Genomic DNA, 14,217 nt, shown 5'->3' with positions numbered 1-14,217 from the left:
TAATATGACTCATAACACCATCATTAAAATAATTATTGATATGATGGTGTTTAAAAACTAACGTAAAGCTAATTTAATTGCACTTTTAGGAATACAACTACAGGCTAATATATAGTCATCACCTTTAATTGCACTCTGTTTTAATGGTGTCACTTCTCCTTCGAGCAGCTTTATTTTGCATTGACCACAAATGCCTGCGCGACAGGAATAAGGCAGCGATACTCCTTTTGCTTCTAATTGTTCAAGAATGACTTCTTGGTTATTCCCTTCATAATCATGTTGTTCAAAAGTCATGGTCACTGTGCTTAGTGGTGTGGTTGTACCGGTCGCCTTGCTGCCTGTTTCCCTTTCTTTTGGGATATAGCGATTAGGTTGTTTCTTTTCGAGTACGGTAACTTCATCACCCACACGAATGACTCCGGTATTATGAATAATCACATTTTGGCCAAAGTCGACATCACCATTTTCAGCGGTGCGGAACGTTTGCAAAGTGGCTAGAGGCTCACTATTAGGGTGCTTTATGCCTTTTTCTGGACTCACGGTGGTCAAAATGCAGCGGCTACATGGGCGATCAAGGGTAAAGATGACATCCCCTATCTGGATTTTTTTCCAAGTATCCTCTTCGAAAGGTTGCGCACCTGTGATGATCAGGTTACCTCTAAATTGTTCAAGTTTAATGCTGGCAGGGCAGCGCTTTTGGAGTTCCTGCACTGAGGCTTCATTAATTAATAAGAAGGGGTAACCGTCAGCAAAAGACATTGGAACATCGGGCATGGTTTTGACTCGGCGAGACAGATGAGGGCTTATCCAACGAAGTTGAACAGGTTCCTCAAAATAGCGACTCAACCAAGAATTAATCGTTTCGGGTGCAATCAAGGCATGAAAATGATTCCCCCAAACTTCAGTTGGGCTCTGATTCTCATCAAAGTCCTGATACAATACCGTCACACTTTCGCCATCGGGTGCTTTAAGATAAAGACCATTATTTAACATTGCTGGTGTGAATAGTAACATCTGAGGGTATTTTCTCGCGGTGATAAATTTACCTTCCAGCGTTGTTACCATAAAATTACGATCAAAGATTAATCCACTGGTATCAGCATAAGCATGAGACAAACGTATGCCTCTCATGGACTTGACTGGGTGGGTATAAAGGCGTGAAAGCGTTATCATTATTTAATCCTTATAATTGTTGCTGAGCAACTTTATGACAACTCCATAAGATTAGCTATAATGCGCAACAATTTTTCATCCAAATTGGTAAAAAATACTATGAATTCTCTGTTTGCCAGCACAGCTCGTGGCCTTGAAGAACTATTGAAATCCGAATTAGAAGCTCTGGGCGCTAGCCAGTGCAAAATTGCACAAGGGGGTGTCTATTTTCAGGCTGATGAACGGGTGATGTATCAGAGTCTGCTCTGGAGCAGGCTGGCATCCCGTATCTTATTACCATTGAATGAGTTTGACGTTTACAGCGACTTAGATTTATACCTTGGTGTACAGGCCATTGACTGGACCGAAATCTTCTCGGTTAATGATACATTTTCAGTTCATTTTAGTGGTACTAATGACGAAATCCGCAATAGCCAATATGGGGCGTTAAAAGTTAAAGATGCGATTGTCGATTGCTTTGTACGTAAATTAGACCAGCGGCCAGATGTTGCACGGCAACAACCCGATATTCGTGTTAACGTTTATTTAAATAAAGAGAGGGCGAGTGTCGCGCTTGATTTAAGTGGTGATGCACTCCACATTCGCGGTTATCGTGATTTAGCGGGCCAAGCGCCATTAAAAGAAAATTTAGCGGCTGCGATTATAAACCGTTCAGGTTGGCAAAAAGATACGCCTCTTGTCGATCCTATGTGCGGTTCAGGCACATTGCTCATTGAAGCGGCAATGATTGCGGCGGATAGAGCCCCTGGTTTATATCGTGAACATTGGGGATTCTATGCATGGTCAAAATATAATCCTGAATTATGGCGTGAACTGATCACAGAAGCTCAGGTACGTTTTCGTCAAGGTTTGAAAGAAACAACCTCGCGTTTTTATGGCGTTGATATTGATAAACGTGTACTCGATATGGCGCGTTCTAATGCGCGCAGAGCTGGGGTTCAAGAATTGATAAGCTTGAATCAAGGCGATGCGGCGATGCTGGAAAACCCGGTTAAAACGGATCATAAAGGTACTATTTTAAGTAACCCTCCTTATGGTGAACGTCTTGAAAGTGAGCCTGCGTTGATTGCGTTGCATAGCCAATTAGGTCGTGTGGTTAAATCACGTTTTCCGGGGTGGCGTTTATCCATTTTTAGTGCTTCCCCAGAGCTTTTAAGCTGTTTGCAATTGCGTTCAGAACGTGAATTTAAAGCGAAAAATGGGCCATTGGAGTGCGTACAAAAAAATTATGTTCTGGCTGAAACTCCGTCTGAAACCGTGGGGGAAATTTCACCAGATTTTGCGAATCGTCTACGTAAAAATCACAAAAAGTTCAGCAAGTGGGCTAAACAGCAAGGTGTTGATTGTTACCGCGTCTATGATGCGGATTTGCCTGAATACAATGTTGCCGTCGATATCTATGGTGACAAAGTCGTTATCCAAGAATATGCCCCACCGAAAACGGTAGATGAGCGCAAAGCTCGTCAACGACTATTTGATGTTATCACGGCGACAATGAACGTATTGCAGCTATCATCCAACCAACTGGTGTTAAAAACGCGCCAACGCCAGAAGGGGAAACAGCAATACGAAAAATTGGCACAAAAAGAAGATTTCTTTTTAGTGCAAGAATACAACGCTAAAATGCTCGTCAATTTAACGGATTATCTTGATACTGGGTTATTTTTAGACCATCGTATTGCTCGTCGTATGTTAGGGCAAATGAGCCGCGGTGCAGACTTTTTGAACTTGTTTTGTTATACCGGTTCAGCCACCGTCCATGCGGGTTTGGGCGGTGCGAAAAGTACAACCTCGGTGGATATGTCTCGTACCTACCTAGAATGGGCAGAGAAAAACTTACAAGCAAACGGCTTAACTGGACGTCAACATCGTTTGGTTCAAGCGGACTGCCTGAATTGGTTAGCAAATAGTCATGAACAATTTGATTTGATCTTCATTGATCCACCCACTTTTTCAAACTCAAAACGAATGGACGGTACTTTTGATGTGCAACGTGATCATATCCAGTTGATCAGCCATTTAAAACGCATGTTACGCCGTGGGGGAACGATTATGTTTTCCAATAATAAGCGAGGTTTTAAAATGGATAGCGAAGCACTGAGCGACCTTGGATTACAAGCCGAAGAAATTACAGCGAAAACACGTTCAGAAGACTTTGCTCGTAACCGTCAGATTCATAACTGCTGGCTGATACGCCACGCAGCGTAAAGGATAAAATCAATGGCTTTAATTAATTTGTCAGGTGCATATTTATCGTTTAGTGATGCACCTTTATTGGATAGTACTGAACTTCATATTGAAGACAATGAACGTGTTTGTTTAGTTGGCCGTAATGGTGCAGGTAAATCCACATTAATGCGTGTATTAACGAAGGAGCAGCCGCTTGATGATGGGCAGCTTCTTTATCAACAAGATCTGATTGTTGCCCGTTTACAACAAGACCCACCACGTAATATTGAAGGGACTATTTTTGATTTTGTTGCGGAAGGGGTTGCGGAGCAAGCTGAGTATCTTAAAGATTACCATCATGTGTCTAAATTGGTGGAAAGCGATCCAAGTGAAAAGAATTTAAACAAATTAGCTGAATTACAAGAGGTTCTTGATAGTCGGAATTTATGGTTACTCGATGCTCGTATTAGTGACGTATTGAAAAAACTGGATCTTCCTGCGGACGCGCAGTTGTCTTCATTATCAGGTGGTTGGCTACGCAAAGCGGCATTGGGCCGTGCATTAGTCAGCAATCCACGTGTATTGTTTCTTGATGAGCCGACTAACCACTTGGATATTGAAACCATTTTATGGTTAGAGAATTTCCTGAAAGATTTCCAAGGTAGTATCGTCTTTATCTCCCATGACCGTTCATTTATCCGCAATATGGCAACACGTATTGTTGATCTCGATAGAGGCAAATTGTCATCGTGGCCGGGTAATTATGATGCCTATTTGATCGCAAAAGAGGAAGCTTTGCGTGTAGAAGAGATGCAAAATGCAGAATTTGACCGCAAACTTGCCCAAGAAGAGGCGTGGATCCGTCAAGGCATCAAAGCAAGACGTACGCGTAATGAAGGGCGAGTGCGTGCGTTAAAAGCTTTGCGAGTTGAACGTTCTCAGCGTCGTGAAGTACTGGGTAGCGCAAAAATGCAAGTTGAAGAAGCGGCTCGCTCAGGAAAAATTGTGTTTGAGATCGAAAATGTGAACTATCACATTGATGGCAAAGTCTTAGTCAAAGATTTTAGTGCACAAGTGATGCGCGGTGACAAAATTGCCTTAGTGGGGCCAAATGGCTGTGGTAAGACGACGCTGCTGAAATTAATGCTGGGAGACTTACAAGCCAATAGTGGTAAGGTGCATTGCGGCACTAAGTTAGAGGTCGCTTATTTCGATCAACACCGTGCGGCTCTCGATCCCGATAAAACAGTAATGGATAACCTCGCAGAAGGAAAGCAAGAGGTGATGGTGAACGGCAAACCACGCCATGTCTTAGGTTATCTACAAGACTTTATGTTCCCACCGAAACGTGCGATGACTCCGGTTCGTGCGTTATCGGGGGGAGAGCGTAATAGGCTATTACTTGCTCGGTTATTTTTAAAACCCAGTAACTTATTGATCCTCGATGAACCGACTAACGACCTTGATGTGGAAACTCTAGAACTACTTGAGGAGTTGGTGGACAGCTATCAAGGCACAGTGCTATTAGTCAGCCATGACCGTGAGTTTGTCGACAATAGCGTCACGGAATGTTGGATTTTTGAAGGCAACGGGGTGATCAATCGCTACGCGGGGGGATATTTTGACGCTCAGCAGCAAAAAGCACAAACCGTGAGTTTGAAAACCACGCAACAAAGTAAAATATCGGACGAAGAGAAATTCACTAAAGTAAAAGAGCCTACAAAGCGAAATAATAAGATTAGCTACCATTTACTACGTGAATTAGAACAATTACCATCAAAGCTTGAGCAACTTGAGAGCGAAATTGAAACACTGCAAGCCACAATCAGTGATGCAGACTTCTTTAATCAGCCTCATGATGTTACAGAAAAAACATTAAATGCATTGGCTGAGAAAGAACAAGCGCTAGAACAAGCATTTGATCGTTGGCAAGAACTTGAACTATTAAAAAATAGTTAGTTTATAGATCAAAAATAGAAGGGGCGAATCACCTTGTGCTCTCATGAGTCTCATGAACATGTGCTGTGTACACAGTGCGACATGCTAGTTGCAGTGCCTGAATTAGAGCAAGGCACTAAAGCTACATGTCCACGTTGCCATACTGTGTTGGTTGCAAAGTGGCGCTATCCGTATAAGCAGCCAGCGGCATATGCATTCAGTGCATTAATCATGCTGCTGGTTGCATGTATGTTTCCATTTGTCAAAATGAGTGCGGCCGGAATCGAAAATGAAATCTCTTTATTTCAAATTATAGAGATTATCGCGACAACCCGTTACAGCGGGTTGGCTCTATTCTTTCTGTTTTTTTCATTAGTGATCCCCGCCTTTTGTATGGTGACTATCATACTCTTTGGTATGCAAGTGTATGTCCCAAAACCGATTAAAGTGTGGATGAGCCGTATCCTGTTTCAAATGAAATCGTGGTGTATGGCAGAAATTTTCCTTGCGGGCGTGCTGGTCAGTTTCGTGAAACTGATTGCCTATGGGGATATTGGTGTTGGATTAAGCTTTTTGCCTTATTGTTTATTTTGTGTTTTACAAGTGAGGGCGTTTCAATGCCTTGATAGGCACTGGATGTGGAACAAAATCGAACCTGCCCCAAAATTGGCACAAAAGCTAGAGGTTGGACGTACAGGGATCAGTCAAAATGTTCGGTTGTGCTTAGTGTGTACAGCGATTTTGCCCGCTGAGCAATCTCAATGTCCTCGCTGCCATGCACATGGTAGTGTGCGTAAGCATCAAAGCATACAATGGACAGCCGCACTGTTATTGACTTCTTTTATATTGTATATCCCAGCGAATCTGCTGCCTGTCATGACAACCAATATGCTGGGTAGCGACATGCCGGCGACTATTATGGATGGCGTAATACTATTGTGGGGGGATGGTTCATATCCCGTTGCGTTAGTGATTTTTATTGCCAGTATTATGGTACCTTCATTAAAAATGATAGGTATTGCGTGGCTATGCCTTGATTCTCAGGGGTATGGCAATCGAGACCCCCATCGTATGCACTTTATTTATGAATTAGTTGAATATGTAGGTCGTTGGTCAATGATTGACGTATTTGTTATTACCATTTTGGCTGCATTAGTTCAAATGGGGCAATTAATGAGTATCGTCCCTGCACAGGGCGTTATTTTCTTTGGCGTCGTGGTCATTTTAACGATGTTTGCTGCGATGACTTTCGACCCTAGACTGACATGGGATCGCTGCGAAAAGAAAAATGCAATAAAAGTTGTTGAACAAGAAGGAGCCATCGGGTGAGTGAACAAAAAACGCCACAGGCCAATGCCAAAGTCAGTAAACTGAAAAGTTGGTCACCTGTATGGGTGATCCCTATCATCACTGTCTTAATTGGTGCTTGGATATTATTTTATCACTTCAGCCATCAAGGCCCTGAAGTGACGTTAATTACTTATAATGCAGAAGGCATTGAAGCCGGTAAAACCAAGATTAAAAGCCGTAGTGTAGATATTGGTATCGTTGAAAGTGTGACATTAGACGACAACTTTAGCCGAGTTGTCATTAAGGCTCGCCTTAATAGCGATATGAAAGATTTGCTACGCACTGATTCTGCTTTTTGGATTGTGAAACCAGCTATCGGCCGTGAAGGTGTGACAGGTCTGGGAACATTGCTATCAGGGGTATTCATTGAATTACAACCCGGTAGTTCATCAAAAGAGCATAACGAATTTACGCTGTTAGATTCGCCTCCGTTAGCTTCTCCTGATGCAAAAGGGATCCGAGTGATATTGGTGAGTGATCGTGCTGGTCAATTGAATCCTGGGGACCCTGTCTTGTTTAGAGGCTATCGTGTCGGTTCTGTTGAAACCAGTAATTTTGACATGGATAAGCGTGATATGCGCTATCAGCTATTCATCAATGCGCCGTATGATAAGCTCATTAGTACCAATGTGCGCTTTTGGAAGGATAGCGGCATCGCTTTCGATATGTCATCGCAAGGTATTCATGTGGAGCTGGGATCAATAGCAACCTTACTTGCTGGTGGGGTTAGTTTTGATGTGCCAGCAGGTTGGGTACCCGGTGAAGGGGTGAAAGAAAATACGGAATTTAAACTCTTTGATAACCAAAGTAGTATCCAAAATTCCCTGTATACCGAGTATCAAGATTTTGTTCTGTTCTTCTCGGATTCAGTAAGAGGTTTACAGCCTGGGGCGCCTGTAGAATTCCGTGGTATCCGTTTAGGTACAGTAGCTCAAGTGCCTTTCTATACTGAAGGTCTTGATCAGAAACTGGATAATGACTTCCGCATTCCGGTATTAATCCATATAGAGCCAGAACGATTCAGGAAAGATGTGGGGGCTGACTTCAATCTGAAAAATGAACTGAAATTAGCGATGAAAGATGGGCTTCGTGCATCACTGAAATCAGGTAACTTCCTGACAGGAGCGCTGTTTGTTGACCTTGATTTCGTGCCTAACGTACCGGATTATAAAGGGCCTGATGTGGTGGCTGGTTATAAAGTGATTCCAACAACCAGTGGTGGTTTGGCGCAAATTCAGCAAAAAGTGATTTCAGTCTTGGATAAAATCAATAGTATGCCGATTGAGCCTATGTTGAATCAAACGACCCAAACACTGGCTGAAGGGCAGAAAACGATTAAAGAAGCGCAGGTGATGCTGGCTGAACTGAATAAAGTCATGGGCAGTAAAGAGTTCCAGAACTTACCTAGAGACTTGCAAAAAACCTTGAACGAGATGAATCGAGCAATGCAAGGGTTCCAACCTGGCTCACCAGCATATAATAAGATGGTTGATAATATGCAGCGTTTAGATCAGGTGCTTAGGGAAGTGCAGCCATTATTACGGACGTTGAATAATAAGAGTAATGCCTTAGTATTCGAGGCCGAGCCGTCGAAGGATCCTGTGCCTAAAGGAGTGAAAAAATAATGAGATATCTGGTATCGATATTTGTTTTAATGCTGGCGGCTTGTAGCAGCACCCCTGAAAAAATGTACTACCAATTGCCGGTAAAAGCGCCGGCAACACAAACAGCGGTAGTGATGGGGCAACAAAATCAAATTTGGCTGCAACGAGTTATGTTGGCTGATGTTTTGACATCAAACGGCATTACTTACCAGACATCGGATGTCAGCTACAGTAATGCAAGCTCACACTTATGGGCTAGTCCACTTGAACAGCAGTTAGGACAATCCATGGTCAGTGAACTATCGTCTGCGTTACCGGGGCGCTTAGTGTCTCTACAGCCGCTACAGAATTCACCTGATACGCTAGATATCACGCTGACCGCGTTTAATGGGCGTTATGATGGGATGGTTTTAGTACAAGGTTTTTGGACATTATCGAATGGTCGTGAAGTGATCCGCCGTAACTTTGATATACAGCTTGAACAAAAAGAAGATGGTTATCCTGATTTGGTGCGCACCTTATCGCAAGGATGGCAGCAAGTGGCAGATGGGATAGCGAAAGAGATCAGCAAACCCTAATTAACACTATGATTACGGATAAATGCGCCTCGTGTTTTCATCAACGGAGGCGCATTTTTTTTGTAAAACTGCTTATAAATCATTCAAATATAAATTATCGTACTATGAACTTCTATAAGGAATATGATATTAATATATTTAATATCAATTAGTTGTCACTTTTTGAATGTATATATCACATTTATAACATTTATGACATTCATATGAAATTCTTTACTTGATTTTCTGACCTGCCAGCGGTATTTCTATACTGTACCTAAATAAAGAGCCCTATGTAGTTTTAGGTTCCTGTCGCTAACAAACTAAGCTATCACCTAGGTTTTCTAGGTGCACACAGAGAACGTCGTTAAGTACAATCTGACTAATGACTTAACTTAAAGCTATTAAGGGTTTTAGGTGCTGTTTTCTTTTCCATTTAAACAATGAGGGAAGTAAGGCATGAAAAGACAGAAGCGAGACCGTTTAGAAAGAGCTTTATCAAGAGGTTATCAAGCAGGTATTGCAGGGCGTTCAAAAGAATTATGCCCTTATCAGTCGGTGGACGCGCGTTCGCATTGGTTGGGAGGCTGGCGAAAGGCCATGGAGGACCGGACGACACTCTCTGCATAGGCAGAGCATAGCACAGCATAACTTACTGATTAGAGAACCTAGATAAACGGTTTTTTAATTCCCTTTAAACCACAATTTTAAACCTCCGCGATTGCGGAGGTTTTAGATCATATAGCGTCAGTCGGTTTAGAAAGCACTTGTGTCTTTAAATAGACCAACTTTCAGGTCATTAGCAACGTAAATGACTTTACCATCAACTAATACTTCGCCATCAGCAAGTCCCATAATCAATTTACGATTAATAACACGTTTAAAATTGATACGGTAAGTCACTTTTTTCGCTGTTGGTAGAACCTGTCCAGTGAATTTAACTTCACCAACGCCCAATGCGCGACCTTTGCCTTCGCCACCCAGCCAACCAAGGTAGAAGCCGACCAACTGCCACATCGCATCCAGACCTAAACAGCCAGGCATAACAGGATCATTCACAAAATGGCAGCCAAAGAACCACAAGTCTGGATTGATATCCAGTTCAGCTTCGACATAGCCTTTATTGAAAGAACCGCCATCTTCAGTCATGGTGATGATGCGATCCATCATCAACATATTGCCAGAAGGTAATGGTGGCCCATTTTCGCCAAATAATTCGCCTCTTCCAGAAGCTTCTAAATCACTTTTTGTGTAGGAACTGCGTTTATCAACCATGTTCTTCTTATAGCCTTAATTAAGTTTAAGGATACAGGATAGCTTACACTTGTACGCTGAACAACTCCGATCTGATATTTTTTTACTCAACCAAGCCATTTCAGAAACCAAGGAAGCTTTGGTTTTTCTGGCGAGTTAGCTTGATTTATCCGTTCTTGAATTAAAGCTAACAAGTGTACGTTGTCACCTTCAGCTTGTTGCTCAAAGTAAGCTTGTTTGGTCAGTAAGGTGATCGCTTGAGCGACATGTTCTACTGGCCATATATGAAATTGACCTTCTTTGACTGCGTCAACAACGGTTTGATTGAGGCACAGATGGCGGACATTCGCCATTGGGATGATGACACCTTGCTGGCCTGTTAAGTGACGTTGAGCACAAATATCGAAGAAGCCTTCAATTTTTTCATTCACGCCGCCAATAGGTTGCACATAACCAAATTGATCTACCGCCCCGGTTACCGCTATTTGTTGATCGATAGGCTGTAGTGCTAATGCACTAATGAGGGCGCATAGTTCAGCCAAAGAAGCGCTATCACCATCGACTTCACCATAGGACTGCTCAAAGACAATTGAGGCTGAGAATGGCTGTGGCTGCTCTAATTTTAGTTCATAATTTAAATAAGCTTGCATGATCATCATGCCTTTAGCATGGATATTACCACCAAGCTCTGCTTTTCTTTCAACATCCACAAATTCACCATCACCTAAATGTGCCACACAGGTAATGCGTGAAGGCTCACCTAACGCTTCAGGGTGACCGGGGTACTGTAAAACGGACAACCCATTAATTTGGCCGATAACTTCTCCCTCTGTTCGGATAAAAACCTGTTCCTGTAAGATGTCGTCTTGTGAGCGCTCAGAAAGAAAGCTATGACGCCATAGGCGATTTTCAAGTGCCTGTTTGAATGCTTCATCACCCATCATGTTATCGATTTGGTAATGAGACGCATCGGTTAATTTACGGATGAGCCATTGGCTATCAAGAGGTAAATTAAACTTGTCTTCACAAAACCGCGTAGCTTGTGTAATAAACGTCATCCAGCCATCGGAGGCAATTTCAGGCAAATGATTAGCGTCAATAAGTGATTTGATATAGCGCATCCACAGAACTAATTGTTCTTTATCATCAAAGAACATGATGGGTTCATATTCACCATAGATAGCATTCTCAAATAATTCTGAGTCGATATATTCAAATTCTTCTAACTCCAGCCTATCACCAACGATAATCAATTTTATATCAAGCGGTTGAGCATCAATTTCTATAGGTAGAGGCTGGTTATCAGAAAATGGCAACCATTCAAGTTGGCGACGAGCCACCATATTCTGTAATCTTTGCCACATCAATGGTTGGGCAATCAGTGATGATGCCGATAATATTAGGACACCACCGTTGATTTGATGTAATAATCCAGGAACTAAATGCAGTGAAGCTGTGATATAGCCAAACAATTGTTCTGGTTCTATCCAGTCGCGGTATGCAATCTTAGTCTGGCTAGAAAAGCGTCCGTCAATTTCAGGATGCCATTTAAAAGCGAGTTTATTGTCAGTGAGCTGATAATCACCCTTAATCGGCGAAAATTGGGTCAGTAAAGGGCTGATCGCTTCAGAAAATACCTGTAAATAATGCTCACTTTGCTCAGACTTGATAAACATGAAACGCGTGCGTGAGTTTTCTTTGATAAAACGTTCAATGCTATTAAATAGCCTAGGTTGAATTTCTGACAAAGTAGCAGGGGTCAGGGTATCTGAAGAGACAAAAGTTGCCTGATAAGGTGTTAGGTCAGGTGTTAGGCCTTGCCATGTTAGTTCTTGACTGATCACTATAATTTTTCTGCTATTAAAATGATTATAAGTAAAATGCCTGTTGGTGAGCAGGGCGCGTATGCCTGAATCCTGTTTGAATATTTTACATTGTTTTCAGGTCCATTTATTACCCATTGGGCAAGGTTGCTATATTAGCGTCTGAGCGTCAATCTTGCAGCAATAATTGACGTATAATCGATTAGAATAAAGCAAATAACAGTACAACAGGTAAAGACATTGGCCATGTAACGCCTATAAGTAGTGCACTGAGTAATCTCATAACTATGTTAGGGTCTTTTGTTAGGCGTAGTGTTATTAGAGCAGAGCATACGCCACCTATTCCATAAACGAGGAGTATGCATTCAAATGTGGACATGCTAATTCATTAATTTGTTAACAGATGAGGGCAGATTGTACACTATTTTGTGCTAAGTTGTTATCTTCTTTGTGAAGGGTCGTTTGTTGTTACCGCTGAATTGTGCTTCTTCAGTTAAAATTGCTAATATAAAACTAGATTCGATCTTCGTCGGGAAAAATTATGAAATATCAACAGCTTGAAAATCTAGAATGTGGCTGGAAATGGGATTATCTGGTGAAGAAGTCCAGAAGTGGTGAGGCAATCACTCGATATATTGAAAGAAGTGCAGAAGATGAAGCGATTGCCTTGCTGTTAAAAATGGAGAATCGGCCGACAGATGTTATGAAGTGGATTAATTTACATATGAATCCACAATTAGATAATCGTATGAAACAGAGTATTCGCGCTAGGCGTAAACGCCATTTCAATGCAGAGCATCCGCATACGAGAAAAAAGTCTATTGACCTTGATTTTTCTGTTTGGCAGCGATTGTCTAATCTTGCCGTTAAGCGCAATAAAACATTATCGGAAACGATCATTCAGTTGATCGAGGATGCAGAGCATAAGGATAAGTATGAAAGCCAAATGAGCTTATTAAAAGAAGATCTGCAAGCGATTTTAGGTAATTCAAATACTAACAAGCCGTAATATTGATCGTTTGCTGTTATTGAATGATCAACTAAGATCGCGATGCTCTATGAGTAAAAGATGTAATCATTGACGCTTCACTGACTGGGATATAAGCAAAGCCTAGTTGTGATGGGATAAGACTTAGGCTATCGCCTGCTTTAAGTGACTTTAGAGATAAAAAAAACCCCATCGAAATGGGGTTTTTTGTGTTCAGATCGAAATTCGACCGAGGAACTTGTTATTAAGCGCCTGGTTGAGTTACAACTTCAGTTGTACCTTGGATTTCGATTTCAACGCGACGGTCTGGTGCCAGACACTCGATCAGAGCAGCACGGCCTTTAACGTTGTCACATTTGTTACCAGTTACTGGATCTTCTTTACCACGACCTTCAGCAGCGATTGCGCTAGCTGGAACGCCTTTAGCTACCAGGTAGTCAACAACTGACTGAGCACGTTTTTGTGACAGTGGCAGGTTGTAGTTTTGTGAACCGATACGGTCTGTGAAACCAACTACCAGTACGCGACCTTGAGTTGGGTCGATGCTGCTCAGTTCGTTATACAGTTCGTTCAGTGCTTGCTGACCTTCTGGCTTCAGAGTTGCTTTGTTGAAGTTGAACAGAACGTCTGAACGCAGAGTGAAACGTTTGTTCTCAACAACTGGAGCTGGCTCAACAACTGGCGCTGGCTCAACAACTGGCGCTGCTTCTTGGTTGAAACGATATGCTAGACCAACGCTCAGCATGCCGTTGTCTGGACGTACGCCCAAGTTATCGTTATCACCGATGTTGCTCACCCACTGGTAGTCTAAACGAGTCGCCCAGTTTGGAGTGATTGCATATTCAACACCCAGTGCGTATACAGGAGAAACGCCAGTGTCGTTTTCTTTGTAATTTGGTTGACCTTCTTGATGTGCTTTAACATCAGTACGCCATACCATACCACCTAAACGAGTGTAAACGTCTAAGTCATCCATTACTGGATAGCTTAGTTTGGTCGTCAGAGAAACACCCATTGATTTCAGGTCGCCGTTGTTACCAGCACCTTTGTATTTCATTTTACCAAACCAGTCATAACCAAGCTCGAAGCCCATGTACTGGTTGTATTGGTAACCTGCGTATGCACCAGCACCGAAAGTATCACGGTCAGTACTGTTACCTACAGTTGCATTACGATCAACTGGAGTAAAGCTTGTGTCTTCATAGTGAGACCAACCCAGTTTAGCACCGGTATACCAAGTGTTGTCTTTTGGAGCTGCCTGCGCAACAGTTGCGAAAGCTGCTACTGCCACTGCTACTGCGATAGCTGTCTTTTTCATTTTTTACGCCTCGTTATCATCCAATATAGGCATGGCTTCAATG

At 42.4% G+C, this 14,217-nt stretch carries 12 protein-coding genes; 7 read left to right on the top strand and 5 right to left on the bottom strand.

All coding sequences use genetic code 11. The annotated features are described in order from the left end of the window. Positions 1-57 precede the first annotated feature (57 nt). A complete protein-coding gene (locus M1F03_RS12860) occupies positions 58-1,173 on the bottom strand; it encodes a YcbX family protein (RefSeq protein WP_251464493.1) in 1,116 nt (371 codons plus the stop codon). A gap of 99 nt (positions 1,174-1,272) precedes the next feature. On the opposite strand from M1F03_RS12860, the gene rlmKL reads away from it, so the two are divergent. The 6 genes from rlmKL (at position 1,273) to rmf (ending at position 9,421) form a co-directional block, all read left to right on the top strand. Beyond that, on the top strand, positions 1,273-3,381 hold the full coding sequence (rlmKL, locus tag M1F03_RS12855) for a bifunctional 23S rRNA (guanine(2069)-N(7))-methyltransferase RlmK/23S rRNA (guanine(2445)-N(2))-methyltransferase RlmL (protein ID WP_154623428.1): 2,109 nt from the start codon (positions 1,273-1,275) through the stop codon (positions 3,379-3,381). Between the two features lie 12 nt (positions 3,382-3,393). Then, the gene (locus tag M1F03_RS12850; protein ID WP_163862610.1) at positions 3,394-5,301 is read left to right on the top strand and encodes an ABC transporter ATP-binding protein; all 1,908 of its coding nucleotides are present in this window, start codon (positions 3,394-3,396) and stop codon (positions 5,299-5,301) included. 33 nt (positions 5,302-5,334) lie between these two features. Then, complete coding sequence (gene pqiA, locus M1F03_RS12845; protein WP_154623430.1) at positions 5,335-6,609, top strand: membrane integrity-associated transporter subunit PqiA; 1,275 nt, start codon at positions 5,335-5,337, stop codon at positions 6,607-6,609. Beyond that, positions 6,606-8,255, top strand: a complete 1,650-nt coding sequence (gene pqiB / locus M1F03_RS12840) for an intermembrane transport protein PqiB (protein WP_196714088.1) — start codon at positions 6,606-6,608, stop codon at positions 8,253-8,255. Before pqiA ends, pqiB begins: the two co-directional genes overlap by 4 nt. Beyond that, the gene (pqiC, locus tag M1F03_RS12835; protein ID WP_154623431.1) at positions 8,255-8,812 is read left to right on the top strand and encodes a membrane integrity-associated transporter subunit PqiC; all 558 of its coding nucleotides are present in this window, start codon (positions 8,255-8,257) and stop codon (positions 8,810-8,812) included. The genes pqiB and pqiC overlap by 1 nt, the downstream gene beginning before the upstream one ends. Positions 8,813-9,250: 438 nt before the next feature. Continuing rightward, positions 9,251-9,421, top strand: a complete 171-nt coding sequence (gene rmf / locus M1F03_RS12830) for a ribosome modulation factor (protein ID WP_154623228.1) — start codon at positions 9,251-9,253, stop codon at positions 9,419-9,421. Between the two features lie 126 nt (positions 9,422-9,547). On the opposite strand, the gene fabA is transcribed toward rmf, so the two are convergent. From fabA to M1F03_RS12815, 3 genes are all read right to left on the bottom strand, one after another. Further along, the gene (gene fabA / locus M1F03_RS12825; protein ID WP_154623227.1) at positions 9,548-10,066 is read right to left on the bottom strand and encodes a bifunctional 3-hydroxydecanoyl-ACP dehydratase/trans-2-decenoyl-ACP isomerase; all 519 of its coding nucleotides are present in this window, start codon (positions 10,064-10,066) and stop codon (positions 9,548-9,550) included. An 86-nt stretch (positions 10,067-10,152) separates the two neighbouring features. After that, positions 10,153-11,889 (bottom strand): AAA family ATPase, encoded by a 1,737-nt coding sequence (locus M1F03_RS12820; RefSeq protein ID WP_163862603.1) that lies wholly within the window; start codon positions 11,887-11,889, stop codon positions 10,153-10,155. A 181-nt stretch (positions 11,890-12,070) separates the two neighbouring features. Continuing rightward, a complete protein-coding gene (locus M1F03_RS12815) occupies positions 12,071-12,247 on the bottom strand; it encodes a GhoT/OrtT family toxin (protein WP_154623225.1) in 177 nt (58 codons plus the stop codon). 162 nt (positions 12,248-12,409) lie between these two features. On the opposite strand from M1F03_RS12815, the gene matP reads away from it, so the two are divergent. Next, positions 12,410-12,877, top strand: coding sequence for a macrodomain Ter protein MatP (gene matP / locus M1F03_RS12810; RefSeq protein ID WP_154623224.1), 468 nt, complete (start codon positions 12,410-12,412; stop codon positions 12,875-12,877). Positions 12,878-13,100: 223 nt separating this feature from the next. Here the strand turns inward: matP and ompA are convergent, their stop codons facing one another. Next, positions 13,101-14,174 (bottom strand): porin OmpA, encoded by a 1,074-nt coding sequence (ompA, locus tag M1F03_RS12805; protein ID WP_163862600.1) that lies wholly within the window; start codon positions 14,172-14,174, stop codon positions 13,101-13,103. Positions 14,175-14,217 lie beyond the last annotated feature (43 nt).

Source organism: Providencia sp. PROV080 (genome assembly GCF_033688105.1).
GTDB lineage: Bacteria > Pseudomonadota > Gammaproteobacteria > Enterobacterales > Enterobacteriaceae > Providencia > Providencia zhejiangensis.
Note: the sequence above shows the minus strand (reverse complement) of the source record. Positions and strands in the feature narration are given on the sequence as shown.

Coding starts and splice junctions, on each gene's coding strand:
- pqiC (WP_154623431.1), top strand. CDS start 8,255: ATGAGATATCTGGTATCGATATTTGTTTTAATGCTGGCGGCTTGTAGC.
- M1F03_RS12850 (WP_163862610.1), top strand. CDS start 3,394: ATGGCTTTAATTAATTTGTCAGGTGCATATTTATCGTTTAGTGATGCA.
- rmf (WP_154623228.1), top strand. CDS start 9,251: ATGAAAAGACAGAAGCGAGACCGTTTAGAAAGAGCTTTATCAAGAGGT.
- ompA (WP_163862600.1), bottom strand. CDS start 14,174: ATGAAAAAGACAGCTATCGCAGTAGCAGTGGCAGTAGCAGCTTTCGCA.
- rlmKL (WP_154623428.1), top strand. CDS start 1,273: ATGAATTCTCTGTTTGCCAGCACAGCTCGTGGCCTTGAAGAACTATTG.
- matP (WP_154623224.1), top strand. CDS start 12,410: ATGAAATATCAACAGCTTGAAAATCTAGAATGTGGCTGGAAATGGGAT.
- M1F03_RS12860 (WP_251464493.1), bottom strand. CDS start 1,173: ATGATAACGCTTTCACGCCTTTATACCCACCCAGTCAAGTCCATGAGA.
- fabA (WP_154623227.1), bottom strand. CDS start 10,066: ATGGTTGATAAACGCAGTTCCTACACAAAAAGTGATTTAGAAGCTTCT.
- M1F03_RS12815 (WP_154623225.1), bottom strand. CDS start 12,247: ATGTCCACATTTGAATGCATACTCCTCGTTTATGGAATAGGTGGCGTA.